The organism is Halodesulfovibrio sp. (genome assembly GCF_025210605.1).
Lineage (GTDB): Bacteria > Desulfobacterota > Desulfovibrionia > Desulfovibrionales > Desulfovibrionaceae > Halodesulfovibrio.
This window is the reverse complement of sequence record NZ_JAOARI010000029.1, coordinates 16,683-40,101: the sequence shown is the minus strand read 5'-3', so window position 1 is coordinate 40,101 and position 23,419 is coordinate 16,683. Positions and strand designations below refer to the sequence as shown.

At 43.9% G+C, this 23,419-nt stretch carries 27 protein-coding genes and 1 tRNA gene; 16 read left to right on the top strand and 12 right to left on the bottom strand.

Annotated features, from left to right (window positions below; genetic code table 11):
- Nucleotides 1–291: 291 nt before the first annotated feature.
- The 4 genes from N4A56_RS11295 to N4A56_RS11280 form a co-directional block, all read right to left on the bottom strand.
- Nucleotides 292–368, bottom strand: a tRNA-Pro gene (locus N4A56_RS11295).
- A gap of 60 nt (nt 369–428) precedes the next feature.
- Nucleotides 429–932 carry a cob(I)yrinic acid a,c-diamide adenosyltransferase gene (locus N4A56_RS11290; RefSeq protein WP_295547373.1) on the bottom strand — a complete coding sequence of 168 codons (504 nt, stop codon included), beginning with the start codon at nt 930–932 and terminating at the stop codon, nt 429–431.
- Nucleotides 919–1,959: an AmmeMemoRadiSam system radical SAM enzyme gene (amrS, locus tag N4A56_RS11285; protein WP_295547370.1), complete on the bottom strand. Its 1,041-nt coding sequence runs from the start codon at nt 1,957–1,959 to the stop codon at nt 919–921. The genes N4A56_RS11290 and amrS overlap by 14 nt, the downstream gene beginning before the upstream one ends.
- Before the next feature lie 6 nt (nt 1,960–1,965).
- Complete coding sequence (locus N4A56_RS11280; RefSeq protein ID WP_295547367.1) at nt 1,966–2,286, bottom strand: hypothetical protein; 321 nt, start codon at nt 2,284–2,286, stop codon at nt 1,966–1,968.
- An 89-nt stretch (nt 2,287–2,375) separates the two neighbouring features.
- On the opposite strand from N4A56_RS11280, the gene purM reads away from it, so the two are divergent.
- Nucleotides 2,376–3,431: a phosphoribosylformylglycinamidine cyclo-ligase gene (gene purM / locus N4A56_RS11275; protein WP_295547364.1), complete on the top strand. Its 1,056-nt coding sequence runs from the start codon at nt 2,376–2,378 to the stop codon at nt 3,429–3,431.
- 144 nt (nt 3,432–3,575) lie between these two features.
- Nucleotides 3,576–4,505, top strand: a complete 930-nt coding sequence (locus N4A56_RS11270) for a hypothetical protein (protein ID WP_295547361.1) — start codon at nt 3,576–3,578, stop codon at nt 4,503–4,505.
- Between the two features lie 72 nt (nt 4,506–4,577).
- Here the strand turns inward: N4A56_RS11270 and N4A56_RS11265 are convergent, their stop codons facing one another.
- A complete protein-coding gene (locus N4A56_RS11265) occupies nt 4,578–4,766 on the bottom strand; it encodes a twin-arginine translocase TatA/TatE family subunit (RefSeq protein ID WP_293669686.1) in 189 nt (62 codons plus the stop codon).
- A 155-nt stretch (nt 4,767–4,921) separates the two neighbouring features.
- On the opposite strand from N4A56_RS11265, the gene N4A56_RS11260 reads away from it, so the two are divergent.
- The 9 genes from N4A56_RS11260 to N4A56_RS11220 all read left to right on the top strand — a co-directional run bounded on the left by N4A56_RS11260 (nt 4,922) and on the right by N4A56_RS11220 (nt 13,764).
- The gene (locus tag N4A56_RS11260; RefSeq protein WP_295547358.1) at nt 4,922–6,547 is read left to right on the top strand and encodes a rhodanese-like domain-containing protein; all 1,626 of its coding nucleotides are present in this window, start codon (nt 4,922–4,924) and stop codon (nt 6,545–6,547) included.
- Nucleotides 6,548–6,976: 429 nt separating this feature from the next.
- Nucleotides 6,977–7,837, top strand: a complete 861-nt coding sequence (locus N4A56_RS11255) for a hypothetical protein (RefSeq protein WP_295547355.1) — start codon at nt 6,977–6,979, stop codon at nt 7,835–7,837.
- A gap of 242 nt (nt 7,838–8,079) precedes the next feature.
- Nucleotides 8,080–8,739, top strand: a complete 660-nt coding sequence (locus N4A56_RS11250) for an HAD-IA family hydrolase (RefSeq protein ID WP_293669681.1) — start codon at nt 8,080–8,082, stop codon at nt 8,737–8,739.
- Nucleotides 8,740–8,885: 146 nt separating this feature from the next.
- Entirely contained in the window at nt 8,886–9,191 is a 306-nt protein-coding gene (locus N4A56_RS11245) for a YggT family protein (protein ID WP_293669680.1), read from the top strand.
- Between the two features lie 326 nt (nt 9,192–9,517).
- Nucleotides 9,518–9,748, top strand: coding sequence for a DUF465 domain-containing protein (locus N4A56_RS11240; protein ID WP_293669678.1), 231 nt, complete (start codon nt 9,518–9,520; stop codon nt 9,746–9,748).
- Nucleotides 9,749–11,440, top strand: coding sequence for a biosynthetic-type acetolactate synthase large subunit (gene ilvB, locus N4A56_RS11235; protein WP_293669677.1), 1,692 nt, complete (start codon nt 9,749–9,751; stop codon nt 11,438–11,440).
- A 9-nt stretch (nt 11,441–11,449) separates the two neighbouring features.
- Nucleotides 11,450–11,938: an acetolactate synthase small subunit gene (gene ilvN, locus N4A56_RS11230; RefSeq protein WP_293669675.1), complete on the top strand. Its 489-nt coding sequence runs from the start codon at nt 11,450–11,452 to the stop codon at nt 11,936–11,938.
- A 111-nt stretch (nt 11,939–12,049) separates the two neighbouring features.
- The gene (ilvC, locus tag N4A56_RS11225; RefSeq protein WP_293669674.1) at nt 12,050–13,039 is read left to right on the top strand and encodes a ketol-acid reductoisomerase; all 990 of its coding nucleotides are present in this window, start codon (nt 12,050–12,052) and stop codon (nt 13,037–13,039) included.
- A 71-nt stretch (nt 13,040–13,110) separates the two neighbouring features.
- Complete coding sequence (locus tag N4A56_RS11220) at nt 13,111–13,764, top strand: isochorismatase family cysteine hydrolase (RefSeq protein WP_295547345.1); 654 nt, start codon at nt 13,111–13,113, stop codon at nt 13,762–13,764.
- A gap of 44 nt (nt 13,765–13,808) precedes the next feature.
- On the opposite strand, the gene N4A56_RS11215 is transcribed toward N4A56_RS11220, so the two are convergent.
- The 3 genes from N4A56_RS11215 to N4A56_RS11205 all read right to left on the bottom strand — a co-directional run bounded on the left by N4A56_RS11215 (nt 13,809) and on the right by N4A56_RS11205 (nt 14,964).
- Nucleotides 13,809–14,024, bottom strand: coding sequence for a hypothetical protein (locus tag N4A56_RS11215; RefSeq protein ID WP_295547342.1), 216 nt, complete (start codon nt 14,022–14,024; stop codon nt 13,809–13,811).
- Between the two features lie 65 nt (nt 14,025–14,089).
- Entirely contained in the window at nt 14,090–14,401 is a 312-nt protein-coding gene (locus N4A56_RS11210) for an IscA/HesB family protein (RefSeq protein WP_293669670.1), read from the bottom strand.
- Between the two features lie 245 nt (nt 14,402–14,646).
- On the bottom strand, nt 14,647–14,964 hold the full coding sequence (locus N4A56_RS11205) for an IscA/HesB family protein (RefSeq protein WP_293669669.1): 318 nt from the start codon (nt 14,962–14,964) through the stop codon (nt 14,647–14,649).
- 460 nt (nt 14,965–15,424) lie between these two features.
- Here N4A56_RS11205 and pyrR point away from each other — a divergent pair, with 460 nt between their 5' ends.
- Nucleotides 15,425–15,964, top strand: coding sequence for a bifunctional pyr operon transcriptional regulator/uracil phosphoribosyltransferase PyrR (pyrR, locus tag N4A56_RS11200; protein WP_293669668.1), 540 nt, complete (start codon nt 15,425–15,427; stop codon nt 15,962–15,964).
- A gap of 117 nt (nt 15,965–16,081) precedes the next feature.
- Here pyrR and glpT read toward each other — a convergent pair whose 3' ends face one another.
- From glpT to N4A56_RS11185, 3 genes are all read right to left on the bottom strand, one after another.
- Complete coding sequence (gene glpT, locus N4A56_RS11195; protein WP_293669666.1) at nt 16,082–17,428, bottom strand: glycerol-3-phosphate transporter; 1,347 nt, start codon at nt 17,426–17,428, stop codon at nt 16,082–16,084.
- Between the two features lie 686 nt (nt 17,429–18,114).
- On the bottom strand, nt 18,115–18,693 hold the full coding sequence (locus N4A56_RS11190; RefSeq protein ID WP_295547336.1) for a class I SAM-dependent methyltransferase: 579 nt from the start codon (nt 18,691–18,693) through the stop codon (nt 18,115–18,117).
- A 304-nt stretch (nt 18,694–18,997) separates the two neighbouring features.
- Entirely contained in the window at nt 18,998–19,441 is a 444-nt protein-coding gene (locus N4A56_RS11185; RefSeq protein ID WP_295547333.1) for a helix-turn-helix transcriptional regulator, read from the bottom strand.
- 213 nt (nt 19,442–19,654) lie between these two features.
- On the opposite strand from N4A56_RS11185, the gene N4A56_RS11180 reads away from it, so the two are divergent.
- The 3 genes from N4A56_RS11180 (at nt 19,655) to N4A56_RS11170 (ending at nt 21,504) form a co-directional block, all read left to right on the top strand.
- Nucleotides 19,655–19,801: a hypothetical protein gene (locus N4A56_RS11180; RefSeq protein ID WP_295547331.1), complete on the top strand. Its 147-nt coding sequence runs from the start codon at nt 19,655–19,657 to the stop codon at nt 19,799–19,801.
- Nucleotides 19,802–20,407: 606 nt separating this feature from the next.
- A complete protein-coding gene (locus tag N4A56_RS11175; RefSeq protein WP_295547329.1) occupies nt 20,408–20,635 on the top strand; it encodes a hypothetical protein in 228 nt (75 codons plus the stop codon).
- A gap of 401 nt (nt 20,636–21,036) precedes the next feature.
- Nucleotides 21,037–21,504 carry a hypothetical protein gene (locus tag N4A56_RS11170; protein WP_295547326.1) on the top strand — a complete coding sequence of 156 codons (468 nt, stop codon included), beginning with the start codon at nt 21,037–21,039 and terminating at the stop codon, nt 21,502–21,504.
- A 9-nt stretch (nt 21,505–21,513) separates the two neighbouring features.
- Here the strand turns inward: N4A56_RS11170 and N4A56_RS11165 are convergent, their stop codons facing one another.
- Nucleotides 21,514–21,834: a hypothetical protein gene (locus N4A56_RS11165; RefSeq protein ID WP_293669660.1), complete on the bottom strand. Its 321-nt coding sequence runs from the start codon at nt 21,832–21,834 to the stop codon at nt 21,514–21,516.
- Nucleotides 21,835–22,731: 897 nt separating this feature from the next.
- Here N4A56_RS11165 and N4A56_RS11160 point away from each other — a divergent pair.
- A complete protein-coding gene (locus N4A56_RS11160) occupies nt 22,732–23,274 on the top strand; it encodes a hypothetical protein (protein ID WP_295547322.1) in 543 nt (180 codons plus the stop codon).
- Nucleotides 23,275–23,419: the final 145 nt, after the last annotated feature.

Here is a 23,419-nt window from a genome sequence, read left to right as displayed (position 1 = left end):
TCGAACCTGCGACCCTCTGGTCCCAAACCAGATGCGCTACCAACCTGCGCCACTCTCCGTCGCGGAAAAGATTACTAAGGAAAACTTGAATGACATGCAAGTAAAAAATGCAGAAAAATGCAAAATACTAAAATCTTGAAACCGATTTGGCATCACTTCTAGTGGTGAAGAGAGTGATGTTCGCATAAAAGAACCAGTAGCTTTAGAAAATTGCAGTGCAGGATCGATCAGTGATGAGTTTATATCGGATATAAAAAAAGCTCACAGTATGCACTGTGAGCTTAAATTCCGTGGTCGGAGAGACAGGATTCGAACCTGCGACCCTCTGGTCCCAAACCAGATGCGCTACCAACCTGCGCCACTCTCCGTCGCGAAGAAGTGTTTAGAGGAAAGTTCGCCTGCTGGCAAGCGAAAATATATAAAATTTGCTAAAATTCTATTCCCTTCTGTGCCGGAATGCCTGCTTTATAATGATGCTTTATCTCGGTCATCTCTGTAACAAGGTCGGCTTCTTCTATAAGCCATTTGGGCGCATTGCGACCTGAGAGTACCATGTGTGTGTTGTTATTGCGCGCAAGTGCTATTAATTCTTCCAATTCTTCTCGCTTGATGAGATCGGCAGATAATGCGTAGAGAGCCTCATCAAGAATGAGCATATCAACTTCAAGAATGCGCTCTTTTGCCCACCACAAAATTTTTTCTGATGTAGCCCTGTGCGCTGGGTATTGTTCCGGTTTAGTGAGGAACCCATCACCGGGGGCGAAAAAAAGTTCACCAAGCAGTTTGTGCAGCATATACTGCTCACCTGCTTGATTATCCCTTTTCATAAATTGTCCGAAGGCGACAGTTTGCTCCTGTCCCAGTGCTCGTATGGCTTGACCCACTGATGCCGTAGTTTTTCCTTTTCCATTTCCGGTATTAACGCAAATCATTAGTGCTCCATACGCCTGCAATATGTGCTTTGCAGGCTGGACAGTGTGAATAATCGTTTTTGGCTGCTGTGTAGCTCTTGCGTCGTATTACGGTGCAGCCGCAAGTAGGGCATTGTGTGTCTCGCCCTTCATGCCCGTGGATGTTTCCAACATATACGTAATGGAGTCCAGCTTTTTTGCCAATAGCCGCGGCTTGTTCTAGTGCTTCAAGCGGAGTGGCTACGTGGTCTTGCATTTTATATGTTGGATGAAAACGTGAAATATGCCACGGAGTATCACTGCCAAGTTCATCATTAATAAAACGGGCAAGGGTTTCTATTTCGTCCTTACTGTCGTTTTCTCCCGGGACAAGCAGGGTTGTTACTTCCAGCCACCAACCCATATCGCGAATAGTTTTTAAATTGCGAAGGACAGGGCGTATGTGTGCGTTACAGATAGTGTGGTAGAACGATTCTGTTGCAGCTTTAAGATCAATATTGCATGCGTGAATAAGATCTTTCAATTCGGCTAGACACTCTGGTGACTGGAATCCATTGGAAACCATAATGTTTTTTAACCCATGCTGGATGGCAAGTTCTGCCGTTTCAGCCATTAATTCAAAAAACACTGTAGGTTCAGAATAGGTGTATGCGATTGATTTTGCACCGGATTCAATAGCCAGAGCGACAATGCGCTCCGGTCTGGTGAGTTGTCCCGTAATGTTGCCAGTCAACCGAGGTGTGGTTGAAAGGGAATAATTCTGACAAAACGAACACGCAAGATTGCAGCCAGCTGTACCGAATGAAAAAGTGTTTGTGCCCGGAAGGAAGTGATACAGAGGCTTTTTTTCAACAGGGTCTAAGTTAGCGGCTGCAACTTTGTCGTGCACCAGTGTAAACAGTTTGCCGCCTACATTTTTCCGAACACCGCACAAGCCGGTTTCATCCGGCGCGATGTTACAAAAATGGTTGCATAATCTGCACTGAATATTGACCGGTGCAGAGCCGCCGGTTTCTCCCAATGGTCTCCAAAGTCTGGCAGGATGCATAGTCACCTACTTTTTGTAGTTTGAAATATCCGGTTTCAATTCTATTATAATAGGGTACTGACCGTCAGTGTATTTATTGCAATTTTCTTCTTCTTGTGTTTCTGGCTTCACTTCAAGTATTCTATCACCACTTAGCGGATCATCTGTTATAGTTATTTCAGATGAACCTGTACTGATAACAGTATCTTCTCTTGGGGCTTGTGAATATTTTTTGGCAATAGCAAGAGAAGGTGTAAATGCTATTGCACATAATGCACTAACAATAAGTGCGGATGCAGTGAGTTTGGGTAGTGATAAAAAAGTGTGTGTAGTTGAATTGCTGTGCATGTGTTTCTCCCTTGCTCTTTGTTTCGTAAAAGCCTATGTACGGACTTCCCGAAGGATCTTGTTATCATACTAGTATCAAGGAGCAGATAATGTCTGAAGATCGTTCAAGAGCGTATACCGAAGCAGGTGTTGATATTAATGCAGGAAACGCCCTTGTTGATAGAATTAAGCACGTTGTAGCCGATACTCATACGAAAGGTGTGCTTTCGGACATCGGAGGCTTCGGTGGCTTATTCAAACCGGATCTGTCGGGTATGGAAGAGCCTGTGCTCGTATCCGGAACCGATGGTGTTGGAACAAAACTTAAATTAGCCTTTATGTTCGACAAGCATGATACTGTAGGTATCGACCTTGTTGCCATGAGCGTTAATGATATTCTGGTTCAAGGTGCAAAGCCACTTTTTTTCCTTGATTATTTTGCCACAGGTAAACTGGATGTAGATAAAGCAGAGCAGGTAGTTGCCGGTGTGGCAGCTGGATGTCGCCAATCTAAAATGGCTCTGCTGGGTGGCGAAACCGCAGAAATGGCTGACATGTATGAAGAAGGCGAATATGATCTTGCTGGATTCTGTGTAGGCATGGTTGACAACGCCAATATCGTGGATGGCTCTGATATCCGCATGGGTGATGCGATTATCGGTATCGGATCTACAGGTATCCATTCAAATGGATACACACTGGTACGTAAGCTTTTTGAAGAAAGTGGACTTTCCGGCGATGATATTATGCCGGATACTGATAAAACTGTAGCAGAAGTATTGCTTGAACCTACTGCAATTTATGCTGATACAGTAAATGTGCTTATGCGAGATTTTAATATCAAGGGCATGGTGCATATTACTGGTGGTGGATTCTACGATAACATTCCGCGTGTGCTTCCTTCCTCCGTCTCCGCTTCTATTTCTTTCGGTTCATGGGATATTCTTCCTGTGTTTAACTGGCTAAAGGAGCAAGGCAAGTTGAGCTGGCCGGAAATGTTGCAGATATTCAACTGTGGCATCGGCTATGTGCTGATTGTCAGTGCTGAAGATAAAGATGACGTTATGTCTCGTCTTGAAGCAATGCGCCAGAACGCATGGGTTATCGGCAGTATTGAAAAACGTAGCAGTCAAGAGGCTGAGCAGGTTGATGTGGTTTTCCCCTAATCTCTCTGTATCTCTCAAATTATAATAAAAAGGTCGGATTCCGTAAGGTCTCCGACCTTTCTCTGTATATAAAACTCTGGTGTTTTGCAGAACGATACAGTACATTTGGACAACTGAAATTGTAAGGCATACAGTAGATTCAATATGATAAAACAAAAATTACTTATTTTCGGTATGGCGTTTGTGGCTGTACTCATGCTTGGTTCTTTTGCTCAGGCTCGTGTTGCACAGTCTGTCTGGTTTGAGTCAATACCTGAAGGTGCTGATGAAGCAGCCTATACAGTTCGCACGCGCCCTGTGGCGTTGCAAGCTGCATTTGCGAATGCTGTTTTTGATGAAGCGTTGGAAGTTATCGGGTATCCGCTTAATGATGTGCGTGAAGAGGAACTGCGTAAGTTTCTTGCTCCGACAGCAAAAGCACATGTGCTAAGCTACCGTGAGCTTGGTTCTACACACATGCCGGATGGCTACGGGCAGGAGATGTCCGTGGAGGTTTCGGTAAACAGAACCTCATTAACATCTGTCATTAAGCGTCTTGGCTTTTTCAAGACTCAGACTACTCCTGTCATGTATAACCCGCAGTATTCGGGTGTTCAGAGCGAAACGTGGGATAGAATCGGACGTCTGCACCAACTGTACGGGTTACGTCCTGACTACAATTCTCCCCTTGTTTTGGTTATGAAGACCACGGGTGAGTCTTGGGAGCTGTCTTTGCAGGGCGCTGGTGCTCCAATTTCTGCTCAGGCTAAAGAGCTTGATGCAGCGTGGCACGAAGTATGGGGACAGTATTTTGCCCAAACTGTAAATGCGCAACCAGCAGAGAATGCACGGAGTGGAGTGCTTCAGGTGCGCGGCTGGCTGTTCCCTGACGGTGTGGAAGCATTCGACAGGGTGCTGCGTGAATGGGTAGGTTCTGCATCCGCTTCAACTCTGGATGCGGTAGTTATCCAGTCAGACTCAGTTGTGGCACGGTGGGTTATCCGATCTAAAAATATCGATGTGGTGCTTACCAAGTTGTCTGAATATGTAAACGGACGCGGGTTGACTTACGAGTTTCAACCGTCAGCTGAATAAATAGTTATACAATACAAAAAATCCCGGAGTACTTTGTACTTCGGGATTTTTTGTAAGCCGGAAAAAAGATTCTTAGTCTTCTTCTTTCTTCTTTTCGGAAGATGGAGTGACATCAATTTCATCAGGCTCGGTAGTAGCCTTTTTGAAGTTTTTGATGGCTCGACCAAGCCCACCGCCGATTTCAGGAAGCTTGTTAGCTCCGAAAACGAGCAAGACAAGGACAAGAATAACTAATAATTCTGGAATACCGATACCGAACATAGTTCCCTCCATAAGGATATGAAGCCGCTATACACACGGGGGGCAGACAGGTCAAGGGGTTGTTCTTGGGCTGTTTCCCGTAATATGTCGAATAACAAACGGAAAAACGGCAGTACTCCGTTGTTAAGTTTTTTACGAAAAGAGGATGTGTAAAAATGGACCGCATTGTTATTATAAGTTCAGGTCTGGCAGGTGCAAAAACTGCTGCGCGTATTAAAAGACAGGCTCCTTCTGCGGAAGTTAATTTAATTGTTCCGATTGAAGTAGAAGAAGGTTCTAAAGAGGGTGTATTCGGAAAATTTAATCCGATGGCACATGTTTCATCTGTTTTGCTCGATGCTAAACAGATTAGTGTGCTCCCAGTTTCTTCTATGGAGCTTGATTTTGAAAACAAAACTGTCCATGCGTCTTCCCCGCAGGGCTGTATTCCTATCCGCTACACAAAGTTGATTATGGAAATTGATGCTGCTCCACGGTTACCGCGTTCTGTTCGTGGTGCACAGAATGTTATTCCGTGGCCGCTTGAGCAGACTGGCGTTGTTGATGAATGGCTTGAAGCTTACAAGCCGCAGACAGCGGTAGTGTACGGTGGCGCACATGCAATGTCTCTTATCGACCCTTTAGTGGAAGCTGGCGTTGCTGTAACGTGGGCACGTTCTGAATGTTCAGAGTTTGATCCTGATTTCTGGCACGTTGTGAGTGATAGAATAGAATCCGGCACTGAAGGAAAAGTACGGGTTGTTCCTGTAACTGAAACTGCTGTGCTTCCTGAATTGTCTGCGGAAGGTGATGTCCGCGCATTAAATTGCGGCTCAGAAGTTCTTGAAGGCGACGTGTTCTTTTGGGCAGATATGCCGCGTGCTGTGCACCCTATCGTAGCAGAACAGGGCGTTGATCTTGATCCTTCTGGCTTTATTGCTGTTAAAGAAGATTTCTCTTGTGGACTTGAAGATGTCCATCTTTTTGGTTCAGCCGTTGCGGTTAAGCGCGCTGAAGTGGCTGGAAAATCCGATGCTCCTTTTGAAGCAAGTTCTGTAGATTCTCTTGTTGCACATGGTCGTGTGTTGAGTGCAATCGCCCTTGGTCAGACTATGGCATGGCAGGGTAGCTGTGCTTCATCTCGTTATCAGGCTGCGGACTGTGTAGCATTCCGGACAGGATTAACACAGAAAGAAGCGGTAGAAGCCGGATATGAGCCAGAATTTGTCATGTTTGATGCAGCTCCGGTTCTTGCAGGTATCCACGCAAATGCTGTTGTAAAGCTTGTGTGCGATAAGGCAACCAGCGTTGTGCTTGGTGCACAGGTTTGCGGTGGACTGGATGCTGGCTGGATTGATGCTGTTGCTTCCGGTGCCGCAGTTGCTCTTGCTGCTAATATGACGGTACAGGCGCTTTCTGGCGTTGATATGGCTGCTGGTGGACAAATCTTGAATAAAGCGGCTTCCATGCTGTCTAACAAGCTTGAAGAGCGTATTTACGGCATTACACCGGATGAGTTAATTGCATCTCGTGAAGCTGGCGCAAAATTCTTCATTCTTGATTTGCGTGACCAGATTGCATGGCGTGCAGGACATATTGAAGAAGCATACAACATTCCATTTACTCAGTTGAAGAAGCGATTGCAGGATGAAGTTCCTCGCTTTACGCCGCTTGTTATTGTGAGCCATAATTCTGATATTCCATACTCCATTGCATGCTACCTTTACGGGCTTGGTGCTAAGAGTCTTTACGTTCTCGATGGCGGTATGGATTTATGGCCGTATGATGTTGTAGAAGGCTAGCGCATGGTTGCTCAGATTCAAAGGCTGCCGGGAGTAAATTGCGCATTCTACAGACAAGGTCATTGTGTGTATGAGGAGGAATTGAATCCCGGGGCACATACTGAGTGGATTTGCTCAGAAGTTACTCGTTTTGTGAAGGCATACGACGAGTTCATAGACCGTGCAGATCGATTTTCTTTAGCAGATGAACAAGTGATTCGCTTGTGGGATTCGCACGAGGCTGAGTTGCTTCCTGCCGGAACTCTTTGTTCTTCGTATTGCTCAAGTATGTGTAAGCAGTGTGCCGATGATAATTTGACAGATTGCCAGTATGAATTGAATCTGATCTGTGTATTAAAATTGCCTGCTTGTACCGGTGTTTGCCGCCGGTACAAGCATTCTCAAACCGATGGGGCAGCATGCAGCTGCTCAAAATAGTTAGGTGAATTAATGAACCCATCTGAATTGGAAAAAATAATCCTCGCTATTCCAGCTGTTCAACCTCAGCATGTGGCACTTGCTTTGCCTGAAGATGTTTTATTTTGTTCACCGGGGTTGCGCGAGGCTTCTGGTGCATTATTTTATGTATCATCGGAGCTTCCTATGAATCAGGCTGAAGCTCGCGGGCAGCTGCACGAGTTACTTCAATATGGATTTTCTTTCCGCAATGCACGGGATATGTCCGGTGTTGTTTTAGCGGAAAAATCCGCTGAGAAGTCGTCTTCTGCGACCGATAGAGACGAACTTGCTGATCTTGATGCTTTCGCACAGACAGGTGAGTTTATCCCGCAGAAAAAAGAACGTCCGGTTCAAGATGCTGCGTTACAGCTGCGCATTGCGGCACAAAAAACATTGCTGTTAGCGTGGGACATGGAAAGCCGTGTGGCAGAGCTTGCCGAACTGAAGGACAAGTTTACTGCAACCAGTGCTAATATGGATGTCATTCTCGGGATTGCTGATGAAGAAGACCGTGAGGAACTTCCGGGTATTGAATCTAAAGCGGCGTTGCAAGGTGATGTAGAAGAGGACTTGGGTGTACCTTGGCGTGCAGTCGCAAGCGCGATCCTTGAATTTGCACCGGAGCATGCCCGCTTTGTGGCTGTGAAAAAAGAACTCGTTGATGTCCTTGTGGAACAAGGCGAAGACATTACACCAGAGGCTATCACAAAAGAAGAGTATGGCGTTACGCTTCCGCAAAATAGCAGCTGGAAATTATATGCTATCAAAGCATATGCGTTGTTGGGGCATACCCGCGCACCTGAAGGGCGTGAAAGTCTTAATCGTACGTTAGAGATTTTTGTAGTTGAGTAGATCGACTACAGCGGATGGGGGGGGAACTACTTCTTACGCTAAATGGAGATTTTTATCTGTAGTAAGTTGTAGTTCTTGTGAAAAGTTGGAATTTCACCTACATTTAAGTAAGTTTTTCTTATGTTTTTCACGTAACTACAAGTTCTTGTCGATTGTCTACCTGTAGTGGACAAACTTCGTTGTTCGCATCTGTTTTAAAGAGCTTGGGACCGTTTATAAATATGGGGGAAACGGACATGCACATGAATTTTACACCTGAATTGTTGGACGACATGTTTCCGAACGGGCTTGGTGGTCTCATATTTGATTGTGACGGGGTAATGTTTGATACCCGTGCTTGCAATATAGGCTATTACAACCGTGTACTTGAAGAAATGGACATGCCGCCGTTAACAAAGGAACAGGAAGATGTTGCGCACTATGCCTCTGTAAAGGGGTTTTATGAAGCGATTGTGCCTGAAGAGAAGCATCATTTGATACCCATGGCACAAAAGAAAGTTGATTATGTCAAAACGGTTTTGCCGTTGATGACACCAGAAAAAGGCTTGTACGAACTTTTGGAAGCGGTGGCAGAACTGGGGCTGAAGCTTGCTGTGTTTACAAACCGCTCAAATACTATGGAGTTGGTTTTGGAGCAGCATAATATGGACGCTTTCTTCCATCCTGTAATGACTGCTGCAAAAGTGGAGTGTAAGCCTCACCCTGAAGGGGCACTGGAAATTATGAAAGCTTGGGATGAATCCGCAGACCGTGTTGTGTTTATTGGCGATAGTGTCGTTGATGAAGAAGCTGCCAAGCGTGCTGGGATATCTTTTTGGGCGTATAAGAGCGCAACGCTGCGGGGCGTTCATATTAATGATTTTAATACGGTTAAACAGACACTTATTGAATGGATTAAGTAGTCTTAATTATAGATTGTTTACAAAAAAATAAAAAAAATTGCCAATTTCGTGATTTTTTACTTGATAAGTAAACCGTCATAATGTTCAAGTAGAACTTAGTGGAACTCCCCAAGCTGGTTTGTGTGGGAGTGTAACCCGGAGGCTTAATGGAGATTTTTGCGATGAATTTTGTAGTAGGGATTGCTCAGGTTTTAAGCGCAGTCTTGAATATATATTTTTGGGTAGTCATTATTTCTGCTCTGCTGTCTTGGGTCAATCCAGATCCATACAATCCAATTGTCCGGATTTTAAGAAACCTCACAGAGCCAGTATTTTACCGTATCCGCAAATGGTTGCCATTTACGTATTTCAACGGGCTTGATTTGTCTCCCGTTGTGTTGCTGCTAGCAATTCAGTTTGCACAGATTTTTGTTATCCGTTCCTTGTACCAACTCGCCGGAGCTATTCACTAGCACGGTGACACTGTCAGAGCTAACCATGCGTCTGGCAGCGTGTGGTTGGACGTAGACTACCTTAGTATACCCGTTAAGGTGTCAAGGAGACAGGTTGAAGATAGTTGCAGCAGGAGAATTGAAATTAGTATATAAAGAAACCTAGAACACCGATTAAGCACAATAAAAGCTCAAGAAGTAATGCTTGGAGAATGCTGTTATGAGTGCCTTGGCACTCTGAGAGATATACGATTCCCGTTACTCGTAAATGTAGCGGCCTTCGATTCCCTATGGGTGGTTTTTAACCAGTAAGATCACCGATAACCTCCAAAAAAGGAGAAGCAATCATGGAAGTACGTGACGTAGAATTACTCGAGAAACACTTGCCCCATGATGAAAATCTCAAGGCGCTTTGGGATGAGCACATCTTATTTGAAAAGCAGTTAGATAAGCTTGAACGTAAGCAAATCTTAACGCCGCAGGAGAAACATTCTCTGCGTGAGCTTAAAAAGCAAAAATTAGACGGTAAGACTAAAATTCAAATAATGCTTGATCGGTACAGGGCATTGGAGATCTAAATGGAGTATTCCGGGGCCAGAATCCTGTTAGAAAGTTTAAAAAAAGAGAATGTTGATGTTCTCTTCGGGTATCCGGGCGGTGCAGTTCTTGATATTTATCATGAGCTGTCTAACCACCACGATTTAAAGCACGTGCTGGTTCGTCATGAACAGGGTGCAGTACACGCAGCAGATGGATATGCAAGAGCTACCGGCAATGTCGGGGTGTGTCTTGTAACATCCGGACCGGGAGCAACAAATACTGTTACCGGTATTGCCACTGCGTATTCAGACTCTATTCCGCTAGTGGTTCTAACAGGGCAGGTTCCAACTCCTCTTATTGGAAACGATGCGTTCCAAGAGGTCGATATTGTAGGCATAACACGTCCTTGCACCAAGCATAATTACTTGGTGCAAGACGTGTCACAACTTGCAGCGACTATTAAGGAAGCATTTCACTTGGCTCGTTCCGGCAGACCGGGACCAGTTCTTGTTGATATTCCAAAAGATGTTCAGAACCAGATGTATACGTTCGATTATCCAGAACGTATCAAGATGCGTAGTTACAACCCTACATATAAGCCGAATAACAACCAGTTGCGGCGGGCTATAGAGCTTCTGAGTAAGGCAAAACGTCCTTTACTGTTTGCTGGTGGCGGTGTGATCTCTTCTAATTCTTCTGAAGAGTTAGGAGTACTTGTTCGCTCCATGCAGTTGCCTGTAACCAGCACTCTTATGGGGCTGGGAGCATTCCCGGGAGATGATCCGTTATGGCTCGGTATGCTCGGTATGCACGGAACCTATGCTGCAAACAAAGCAGTAAGCAATGCTGATGTCATCTTGGCTGTGGGAGCACGCTTTGATGATAGAGTAACTGGCAAACTGTCTTCATTTGCCGCAGCAGCTAAAATCATCCATATTGACATTGACCCGACTTCGATTCGTAAAAATGTAGAAGTTGAAGTACCAATTGTCGGTGATTGTAAGCTAGCGTTGCAAGGGCTTGTACGAGTGCAGCAAACAGAGTTTGCGGACACTGACTGGGCAAGCCAATACGGTAAATGGAATGACCAGATTAGAGACTGGGCGGTTACGCATCCTGTTCGCTATCACAGCGAAGAGTCTTTGAAGCCACAGCATGTGGTGGAAACAATTTTTGAGCTGACAAAAGGCGATGCCATTATCAGCACTGAAGTTGGGCAAAACCAAATGTGGACGGCACAATTTTATCAATTCCGCCAGCCACGAACGTTGCTGACTTCTGGTGGCTTGGGTACGATGGGGTATGGTTTTCCTGCTGCCATCGGTGCTCAAATGGCATATCCAGATAAGCTGGTGATTGACATTGCAGGTGACGGTTCAATTCAGATGAACAGTCAGGAGCTTATGACGGCTGTAAGCCATAAGCTTCCAGTAAAGATTGTCATATTGAATAACTGTTTCCTTGGGATGGTTCGCCAATGGCAAGAACTGTTCTATGATAGAAACTATTGCTCAACTTGCATGGATGCACAGCCTGATTTTGTGAAACTTGCTGAGGCATACGGCGCAGAAGGGTATAGGGTAACTGAAGCCTCCAAACTTAAAGAGACACTGAAGGCTGCTTTTGACTCACCGCTTCCTTGTATTGTGGATGTTCGTGTTGAGCCGGAAGAAAATGTATACCCTATGGTTCCGGCAGGAGCCTCTCTTGAAGAAATGTTGCTGGTGTAGGGGAGAATTATGAGACACGTCTTATCCGTACTTGTAGAAAACGAACCGGGCGTTTTATCCCGCATTTCCGGTTTGTTTAGCGGACGCGGCTTTAACCTCGATTCTCTGAATGTTGCACCAGTTCTTGAAGAGGGTGTATCCCTGATGACCATCGTAACGCGTGGCGATCAGCAGATTATTGAGCAGATTGTAAAACAACTGCGCAAGCTTGTGACAGTCATTAAAGTGACTGATATGCAGCACAGCACAACTGTAGAACGTGAAATGGCTTTAATTAAGCTTAATGCTACAGAATCCAATCGTGCAGAAATTTTACGTATAGTTGATATTTTCAGGTGTAAGGTTGTTGATGTCAGTTTCGACGAACTAACGCTGGAAGTTATAGGCGATCATGGTAAAGTAGAAGCAGTCATTGCGCTACTAGATCGCTTCGGCATCAAAGAAATTGCGCGCACAGGAACCGTCGCACTACGACGTTCCATGCAGCCTGAAAAGTAGGAATCATTCGCTTGGCATACCCCCGCTTGTGATTACACTTCAGGCGGGGGCTTTTATATACTATCGATAACCTTAACATATGTTCCGTGCACAGCACGGCAGGGAGTGGAGATGAAGGTTTACTACGAACAGGACACCAACTTGGAAATCCTGAAAGATCAGACTGTAGCAATTATTGGCTACGGTAGCCAAGGGCATGCACATGCTCAGAACCTTCGCGAGTCAGGTGTTAATGTTGTTGTCGGGCAGCGTCCCGGCGGAGCAAACTATGACTTAGCTAAAGCTGACGGCTTTGAGCCGGTGTCTGCTGCAGAAGCATCTGCACAGGCAGACATTATTATGATCCTACTCCCAGATCAGTACCAGTCTTCTGTCTTTGAGAATGACATTAAGCCAAACCTCAAAGCTGGTGACTCACTTGTTTTTGCACATGGTTTTAACATTCATTTTGGTCAGATTATTCCTCCGAAAGATGTTGACGTATTCATGGTAGCCCCGAAAGGTCCAGGTCATCTCGTACGCCGTACCTACACCCAGGGTGGTGGCGTTCCTTGCTTGTTTGCAGTCCACCAAGACGCATCCGGTAAAGCTCAGGAGAAGGCTTTGGCATACGCTGAAGGCGTTGGCGGTGCTCGTTCCGGCATTATTGAAACTACTTTTGCTGAAGAAACTGAAACAGATCTCTTTGGTGAACAGGCAGTTCTTTGTGGTGGTATTTCTGCACTTATTAAAGCCGGTTTTGAAACATTGTGTGAAGCAGGCTACCAGCCTGAAATTGCATATTTTGAGTGCCTGCATGAGACAAAACTGATTGTAGACCTGTTGTACGAAGGTGGTCTTGCCAACATGCGCAACTCCATTTCTGATACCGCAGAGTATGGTGATTATGTAACTGGTCCTCGTATTATCACTGAGGAAACTAAAAAAGAAATGAAGCGAGTACTGGAAGACATCCAAAAAGGTCGCTTTGCCCGTGACTTTATTCTTGAGTCTCAGGCTAACTACCCGTTCTTCTCAGCAACTCGCCGCATAGAAGCTGCTCATCAGATCGAAGAGGTGGGTGGTCGCTTGCGTGACATGATGCCTTGGTTGAAAAAATAGCCAGTCTTAAATAAAAAAACCGCACATTGTGCGGTTTTTTTTTGCGTAACTTTTTGAACAGGAATTACTTTATGTTTAGTCATTTTTCGAAATATACAGTTCCGCAGCCGCACAAGAGTGCACTTATCACTATTGATTTGCAAAATGACTTTGTGTTGCCGGGAGCTCCCGCAGAAGGTGTTGGGGCAGCGTCTGCCGCATCTGTTACGGCTAAAGTTGCACAATTTTACCGTGAACGTCAGTTACCTATTATCCATGTGATTCGCATATATTCGCCGGAGAACAATGCTGAGAGTGTGGATAGTTGCAGGCGTGAGGCAGTACAAGATGGTTTAAAGCTTGTGCTTTCAGGGACAGAGGGGATGCAGCCGGTTTCGCAAATAGTTCCTGAGGGAATTGTTGCTGATGCTGAACTGTTATGTGCAGGGCAGGTACAACCTATTTCAGCAACAGAGAGTATTTTGTATAAGCCAAGGTGGGGATGTTTTTACAAAACGTGCCTTGATGACTTGCTTACGCAATTGGAAGTAACAACAGTTGCTATTGCGGGAACTTGGTTTGCGAATTGTGTGCGGACAACAATATATGAGGCAGCAGCACATGACTACCGTGTGGTTGCGTTGCGCGACGCTATCGCTGGTATTCATTCAGATGCTGAAAATGATCTTAGCAAAATAGAATGTGGCGTATGCGATGCGAACGCATGGCTGGAGTTGATACGATAACATAGGCGGAAAGAGCTATATGCGCTAATAGCACGAGGGTCGCCTTACGCTCCTTCTTCGATTAACTGCGCATAAAGGTACTCATCGTCAGGATATTTAATACCGTTGCCAGTGACAATAATGCTCGGAGACATCTGGTCGGAACGGGGGTCTGCCAGCTCACGAACTTCCCAGCGCCCGTCCTCTTTACCTACAACAAATTCTTTCTTTTGCTTGTGTGCAGTTTTAATTGCGTACAATACTGATTCTTTAAAAGTCACGTCAGTAACTCCTGTAGATATAAAAAAAGCGGCTTCCAAAGAAGCCGCTCGGTGTTTTCGATTACTTAGCTGCTGCAACCGCCGCCACATCCGGCGCAGCCTCCACCGCCGAGTGGATTCTCAGACTCAATAACAAAGCCTTCGCATCGCATGTCTATAGTAAGAGCGCCCGTTTTGTCGAGCAGATCCTTGTTAATACAAAAGTTGTATGGATCAGCAGAAAGAACTGCGTCGTCATCGGATGGTTCGTCTAATGCAAGACCCAAGTGTGGACCACTGCAACCACCCGGAGCTAAGTATATACGGATAGAAGCGATTTCTTTATCTTCAAAGTGTGCATCGAGTGATTTGCGTGCATCATCTGTTAGCGTAAACATTGTGTGTTCCTCCGAGATTTATGTGAAGGAACTCTACCTGTCGGGTGGAAATAAAGTCAAACTAATGTGTGATGGATAGATAAGAGCATGCATTATGCCTCATCGCTATCAGTTATTTATATAGCTCGAACAGCACCAAGCGTTGCTGCACTGACCAATGTTGGGTGCTTTTCTCTACATCTGCCAGTTATAGGGCATAAAAAAGGCGACTTCAGTTGAAGTCGCCCTCTATAAGCTGAGCTAGTCTAGCCGCAAGAACCAGCGCTGGAACAACCGCCGCAAGAGCTGCCGCCGCCGAGTGGGTTCTCAGACTCTACAACAAAGCCCATGTAAGAAAGGTCGATGGTAATCTTACCGGACTTTTCAATGAGGTCTTTATTGATGCAGAAAGTAAATTCTTTCTCTTCAAATACGGAATCTTCGTCGTTTGGCTCATCCAGAGCCAATGCCAATCTTGGGCCGCTTCAGCCGCCCGGAGCCAGATAAATGCGGATAGGGGATTTTTCCTTATCTGCAAAATACGCCGCAAGTTCTTTGTGGGCGTTTTCAGTCAATGTAAACATTGAATTTCCTCCACGTAGGTTGTTCATATCAAGTAAAGACAGTTATTAGCTTTGTCAATAGAAATGGAATTACAGCATTAGATTTTTAAATACTTCGATGTAAAATTTCGAGAATGCAAGTTGCCTCGTTCAAGGTCGTGCAAATGTTTTAAGCGTGTAAAAGAACAAAAGGCTGATAATCCATTTCAGTATAGCATACTATCACAGGTGAAGCTTTTAGTAACCAGTAAGAGCTAGCAGCTTAAATAGAAGATTTGAGATGTCAGCAATAGTTAGGAAATTATTAAGTAAGATTGCCGAGCGCAAAGTCAACTAGCCTTTGCTTATAGTATTAAAGAAGATGCAAGCCCATGATGCAAGTCACATACTGCTGAATGGTGGCTGTTTCTTTTATAGGAAAAAAACGATACGATACACTGCATTAGTTTTTTATGGAAAAACCAGAGCAAAGGACAGATAGATGGGAAATGTTAAGACTGTTATGACTGATGACGAAGTGCGGCGTACAATTGACCGCCTTGCGTTTCAGGTAATAGAAAATCATGGTGAATGCGGTAACCTTGTTCTGGTTGGTATCCAGAGAAGAGGGGTGAATATTGCTGCACGCGTGGGGGCTGTTCTTAAAGAACAACTTGGTCGAAAAGTAGATTTCGGGTCACTGGATATTAATTTATATCGTGATGACTGGACGACGCTTGATGTGCAGCCAATGATTAATGAAACAGATATTCCTTCGGGAGTAGATGGTAAGACCCTTCTGCTTGTTGATGATGTGTTGTTTACGGGACGCACCATTCGAGCCGCCCTTGAGGCTGTGCTGGATTACGGCAGACCAAGCCGTATAGAATTGATGGTGCTTGTAGACCGCGGGCATCGTGAGTTACCTATTCAAGCCAACTATGTAGGCAAGCAGATAGGAACTGCGCGAAATGAGCAGGTGGATGTTCTTATTGAAGAGATTGATGGCTGCGATAGCGTGTTGCTGCAGCGTGCTGACTAGCTGTTTTTAATTGGCTATTTCAAAAGTAAAAAGTCCCGCTTTATGTAAAGCGGGACTTTTTATTTATGCAAGTATCTTATTCGTCTGTTTGACGAAAAGAAAACTTTAGATCACATGCTATTTTGCGCCGTTAGACTCAGCTTTGTGACCAAGGGTGAATGCGCTGAAGAGAATGGTGAGCACACAACATGCTACCATGGTGATGAATACACCACGCCATTCGAAGTTATCAGCAATCCAACCTACACCGGAACCAGCAATAGCGGAACCGAATACGTAACCGAAGAAGCCGGTGAAGCCAGCAGCAGTACCAGCAGCTTTTTTAGGTACGAGGTCAAGTGCATGCAGACCAATGATCATGATTGGACCGTATACGAGGAAACCAATAGCAACGAGTGCTACGTAATCGATCCATTTTGGACCGCTGAGGTTGAACCAGTATACAACAACGAAGATCATGGTGAGAGCCATAAAGAGGATTGTTGCAGGTGCACGTTTACCTTTAAAGATTTTGTCAGACATCCAGCCACAAACAATGGTACCTGGAATAGCAGCGTATTCAAAGAGTGACCATGCAATGGAAGATTCTTTGAAAGAGTAGCCTTTAACTTCCTGAAGGTAAGTAGGGATCCAGTCAACTACGCCGTAACGTACGAAGTAGCAGAATGCGTTAGCAATAGCGATCGCCCAGAGGTATTTGTTAGTAAGAATGTGCTCGAAGAAGATTTCTTTGAAAGTAAAGGTTTCTTCGTGTTTCTTAGCGTCGTAGCCTTCTGGGTAATCGTTACGGTATTCTTCAACACTTGGAAGACCACAAGACTGTGGAGTATCACGCATGAGAATGAATACGAGAAGTGCAAGACCACCAGCAACGAATGCGTTGAAGTAGAATTTTGCACCCCAGTCGTTGAACATCATAACACCGAGGAACGCGAGGTTAGCAACTAATGCGCCACCGATGTTGTGTGCAACGTTCCAAACAGCAACGGTCATGCCGCGCTCTTTGGTGGAGTACCAGTGTACCATGGTTTTACCACAAGGAGGCCAACCCATACCCTGAACCCAGCCGTTCAGAGTCATAAGTACAACAAGCAGAGTTACGCTTTCGAATACCCAACGGTTCAAGCCAGTGAAAGCAAGAATCGCACAGGAAAGAAGCAGGCCACAAGGCAGGAAATATTTAGGGTTACTTCTGTCAGAGATAGAACCCATGATGAACTTGGATACACCGTATGCAATAGACAAACCTGTCATTGCGGTACCAAGCATAGCTTTGGAGTATTCTGGGTATTCTTTAAGAATATCTGGAATAGCAAGTGCAAAGTTTTTACGTACAAGGTAGTACGCAGCGTAGCCGATGAAAATACCAAGAAAAACTTTCATTTTGTTTCTCTTGTATTCTGCATCCACCTGGTCTTCTGGCACGCGAGCAATGTGCGGTGCCGGTTTGAAAATACCAATCATCCTCTCTCTCCAAATAGGTTAAAGGTATAGAGCAGCAACTTAGTTAGAATGCGTCAACATTTGAGAGCGTGTACAACGCTTTCATGTCAATGCGAAAAATGAGCTACTAAAAAAAAAACGATGTTGCAACGCTTTTGTCGATATATTGTCACATTCCTGTAACATAAATTTTTACACAAAAATCGTGTAACCGGATACATGGCATTTTGTTTTCTCAAAAGATGAGGTGTATACAGGATAAGTTTGCAGTCTTAAATGTTGTACTAATGCAACGATGTAGTGAAAACGGTTTCTTATGAAGTAGAAATAGATGTAATACATGTCATGTAACATCATTCTAATTCAATTTTTCATTTTATTATATCATTCTACTGTATGAGTAGAGAATATACATCGATAAGGCAAAAAAAAGATCATTAAGTATTGACTTTCAGTTTTCAGGCGGGGGGGATTGCTCTCTTGTTGCTGTTGAAGCTGTGATTTTTGCACAATAGTGCAAATCAGTGTGTCCCATCGTGTCTCAATGTGCGATGGCAATGTGCTTTTATGCAGATCTCAAATTTTTGGGTTTTTTTGAGGAGAGACGAGGGCAGGTTGGAAGGATGAAGATAGAAAAAAGAACGTATTCTTTGTAAGAAATACGTTCTTTCCAGTGGTGATATACGCCTTAGCGAGGGCTAATAACATTATGGAGCGATTGCAATTCCTGCAACCCAGTCTTGCGGGATACCATCAGGTGTAATGGAATGTTGTAATGTTATTGAACGGCGTGCTGTAAATCCTGCATTTGCTAAATCACTATCAAGTGCTTCGCAGGTTTTGTTGGTGAATTTTCGTCCTGCATCATCTGTAGAGTTTTGCTTGCCGTATTTAAATGAGCAATAAAATGTTCCACCGGGTTTGAGGGATTGCTTAAGTGATACGAGAACATCGTGCAGTTCGGCATTCGGAACATGTAATAGAGATGCGTTCCCCCAAATTCCATCATAGATCGGACGTGGAGTAAAATCTTGTAAGCGTAAATGGCGGATGTTTAAACCCGTCAGATTTCCTGCCAGTCTCGCTAGGTTTGCTGAGGCATCAAAGGCATCTACATTATATCCTTTTTCAAGGAAGTAGTGCGCGTCTCGACCAGAACCGCAGCCAGCGTCTAGGATGAAGCCGTTTGCTGGAATGGTTCGCAAGAACTTTGCATATTGTTCTTCCAAGTTGATTGGCAGCGTCATTTGTGAATATTCAAACGCATGATCGTCATAGTACTGCATCGCAACACTCTCTTGCCATATGTTAATGGAAATATTCTCTGGTGAATAAAATACTGCACAATAAAGTGTAAGTCACTCATTATTAATGACTTAATATTTCTTAGAGGACGGGTTTCTGTTTAGCTAAATTTGAAGGTGCTACTGCTGTAAGCAGTGTTGCATAAGTCCTTTGTTGTGTTGACGCATCGTATTGGCTTTTTAAGAGAGGTAGGTGGGGGGGCACTCTTGAGAGTGCCCGACAGGCTGCACGGTAATAACCTTTGAGAACGAGGCGGGGTGTGAATGCGGCACGTAGGAAACGGTGCTATGCTGCTGGGGAGGTGCTTTTTGCTGCCCGCTTTAATACGATTGTAGCGTTGACTTCTATCGCGGCACAGATGCTGTAAAGCTGCTCAGGCGTAGCGGCAATTTTTCCAGAAAAGACAGCATCGATTTCTGTAATAGAAAGGGGAGTGCGTGTAGCTATGTCCGTGGCTGACATATCACTGTCCTGTGCAAATTCTTTTAAAATACGCCCGACTGCTTTGTTGTACTGAGATATTGGCATGGGTTGGGTCTGTTCGCCTAAGAGCTCATTGAGCGGCACGTTCAGTGCTTTTGCATAGCGTAGCATGTCGCCAAATGTCGTCTTTTCTCCTCCAAATTCCTTGCTTATCCACCGGGATACGGTGTCGCGTCCTACGCCGAATAAATCACCTATTTGCTGCATTGTTTTGCCTTGTGTACGTAAGGCTAGTATTCTTGTCATTATGACTGCCCATGCCTGCGCGTTTTCTGGATCGTATTTATCTATCTTTCGGGAGGTCGTGCGTTTTTTGTTGTGTTGTCTTAGCATAAGGCTTGACTTTTTTTGTTGTGTTGACGCAACATTAGTGCATGAACGGTTTTGGAACGTAAGTGCTTCTACAGTTTGCAAAAATTAATTAAAAATTAATATCATACTGTAAAGAGCAGTGTCAAAATGGCTTATAAAAAGATATTTGCGTATTTATTTATTCACTGGAAAAAAGAAGAATATGAAAAAAATAAAGTACATTTACCAAGTGTGGTTATTGTATTAATTTGGAATGTCCTGATTGTTTTAAAAGGGAAAGTATTTGTCATATAGTAGTTGCTAAGTGTGTTCAGTGTTTATTTTATAGAATTTTACAATGTTGTTTTGTTTAAAAAGACAAAAATAAAATAAAGATAAGAATTTTTATTTAGTATCTTACAGTAAGGTGAAGGTACTATTTTAGAGATTGCATGAAAGTGGATGAAGCCTGCATCTTTTTTATCACTTCAAGTTTGTTACTACAGGTTGATTTGGATGCGGGTAGTGTCGTGCAAATGACACAGACAGTGAACTTATTAACAAGGAGGTAAAGGATGTTGCTATGTCCTGCCTGCGGAGCAAAAACGCATGTTCCGCGTTCAAATGTATCTGATGACAATTGTATTGTGCGTCAACGTGTATGTAAGCAATGTGGGCATAAAGAAGTATCGGTTGAAATGTACCTTTCGTTTATGCGTAAAGAATTTGCTCTGATGACTAAAAATAAAACGCAGCAAACTTTGCAAGTATAAAAAAATGCAACGTTGTGTGGATACACGTGTATACACATGGCACTATATGAAATCCTGTGCTAGCTATTTGTTCATCGATAGTTGATAGTATCTTTTAATCAACTCACAACATGTTATAAATAGCTTATGTTGTAATAAAGGAATCATAATGAGTGCACAGGAAACAATAAACGTTATCGTTGCAGGGTTGGGGTTAGGGATCAAAGCATACGAAAGCGCACGTCGCATCCAAGCTGCGGGGTATACTGTCCCCAATTTACACGAATTTGAAAATCGTATCGCAGAGTTGTATAACTTGCCGCAGAAAAAAATATATCCGACAAACGATGGGGGGACATCGTCTCCTATGCCGATTGAGCATACGGGACATGCATAATGAATGTAACGAGAGCTGTTTTTATACAGCTCTTTTTTTGTCGATATAGCAAGGTGTTCTACGTAATGCTATTGCCGCCATGAGTGAAAAAATGTATTTTCTTTTGCATCATCTTCAATATGTAAGGCAAGATATATCTTTATCGATATGCAGAAAAGTAGCATTCTGGTCAGAAATGAATTGATTAGAGGTGTGTTGCTACATTGCAACCTTGCGTTGCTGCTATTTTATTTCTCTTAAGGCGGTATTAAGCAAAAAAATGTTTCAACGCAGTGCTGCTGTGTCGAAACATATTTTGTATCTCTAGCTTGCCGGGATGCAGCGCGATCTAGCCCTTGAGCATACAATGTAGAAACACACCACAGTGAAGTTAGTTCTGTGCGAATACGGAGGCGCGTTGTATGTACTGGATTATTGGTGTGGTCGTAGTCGTGGTGTTGGCTGTGAATAGTTGGTGGAGACGCAGTATTGCACGGAACTACGAGCAATTGATAGAAGAAATTACGCAAAGGCGAAGTGGGGGCATCGTAGAGGTCACCGTTGCACCACGGAAGCGTAAAAAGTATGTGAATCCGCGCAACACTAGCTCTGCACATACTGTTTTGTGGTTCACTGATGAAGGATTTCCAATAGATTTTTCATATACAAAAAAAAGAGAACACGCCGAAAATATACGATTTATACTTACGGCTGTTGTGCAAGATGCTAGCGGAAACGTATACCTTTACGGACACGCGAGAAATAGTAAGGGAGAGCAGGCGATAGATGTTACCGCCATTGCTCCCCGTGTAAAATTGCCTATGTATAAAGTACTGTCACTTAGTGAACTGTTGGAAACGGTTTGTGGCATTCGATTGCGATATACATAGCAACTAGTATTAGTATTTGTACCAGTTCTGGTTAATGAATACGTATTCGCAGTCAGGGTAAATAATACCGTAAATAAAATTTTGATCGCGAGTAGGTGTGCCGATAGGGACAAAGAATTTGTTAGTGGCAAGAATACAGCGTCCGTCTTCAAGCATTTGGTTTAACGCAAGACTATAGTTCTGTGACATTAGACCATAACATATTTGAAAATCAGTTAGTGTTTTCGCTGCCAATGCATAATTCATCGGGATTGTTTTGTCTGGAAAGTAGTATTCAGGCTTGCAGCCTAAAAGGGCTAGCAGGCATAGAACTGTGAGAATATATTTCATGTGTGTGCTCTCTCTGTAACAAGGTAAAACTCTGTTACTACTGTAACGGGGCACACATGTTAGCTAAATTGTTATCATCCGGCTATTTGATGCACAGGGTGGTAATGTTTGGCAGGTTAAAGCATCACGCAGGCAGCACGCCATAAAAAAGCCGCTTCTACATATGTAGGAGCGGCTTTTTTTGCGGACATAAGTAAAGAGTACCTCTTCCGAATATATGAGCAGAAGGGGAAGTGGTATCAAGAAAATTTAAAAGGCAGACAGCAAATGACTGTTTAGCCTAGGTATGGAGAAGAGCTTAGTATAAATAAGATAACAAAAAAAAGAGTAAAAGAAAGGACACTGTTGCTGAGCATTAATAAAAATCTGTTTAGCATGTTCACCTCGCGAGTGACTGTAATGATTCACGAGAAAAAATTCAATATTTGATTAAAGAGAAAGCGTTTTTTCTGCTCACGAAAAAATCTAATGCGAAAGGACATGAGGAGGGACGTTAGGCATGCTGCCGTGTTGGGGAAAAGTGGGTGGTATGATGGTCTTAGTGTTGTCTCCCATCGCTTCATGAAAAAGCTTGTCAGGGTATAATGAGATTTTAATTTGATTGTTGGAAAATTATGCCAAAGGTCTGCTATGTAACATTGCATAGTTGAAACGTGTGGGTATGGAGGTGGAACAAATGAAGGTTGGGGTCTGGTTTAGATAGCTAGAATCTGGCATGGTGAAGCGGTTTCTTTTTTCGAAATTTTTTGAGTTGGTTTCGCGTGATGCAGGGAGACAACGTGTATCTGTGCTTTTTTAAGTACAGGTTAGGCGTATAACTACTCGAAGAGTATAGATGTTTTCAGACAAGGGAAAAGATATGGCTGAATTGAGATCATTCAGGCGTGGAGGCAAGTAATGGGGAGTGTCTATGTTCCGCGGTATTTTAGAATTGAAGAGCTCTTGCCGCCACCAGTTTTGTTGCCTGAGTTATATGCAACAGTATACCGTTCAAATAAAAATGTACTGTTCCGATTGTTCGACTATCGTATTCTTATTACGTTAGACAGACTGCGGGAACGGTATGGGGCTTGCTCTATCAACAATTGGCATGCTTATGAAGAACATGAGTGGCAGAAGGGTGCACCGCATATGTTCAGATTCTCAGGCTGGAGACCTCTGGACTGTAGTGAAGGGGCAATGCTTTCAGAGCACAAGCAATTTCGTGCAATGGACTGTAAATTCAAAACGGTAACTCCAGATGAACTGTGGGATGAAATGCTTACCGATGTTAATGCCCCTCAATTTGAATTTATGCAGCGTATTGAAGCGTTCGGGGGCATGTCATGGTTTCATTTTGATATAGGGCAACATGCCCGTTACGGAAAGTCGGTATGCGTACTTAGTAACCGTGGGGATAGAGCGGGGCTGCCGCGTCAAATAGAGCGTATTGCCATGTAGTGTTGAGAATAACCAACAAGGACAACTAATGTCGTCTGCTGTATATATATTTTTCTAGATGTTATGGGGTTGCTTCCTGTGTGCTAAAGCAAGCCCCCGAAATGTACTTTCGGGGGCTTTGTGCGTCGTTGTGCCGGAGAGTGGA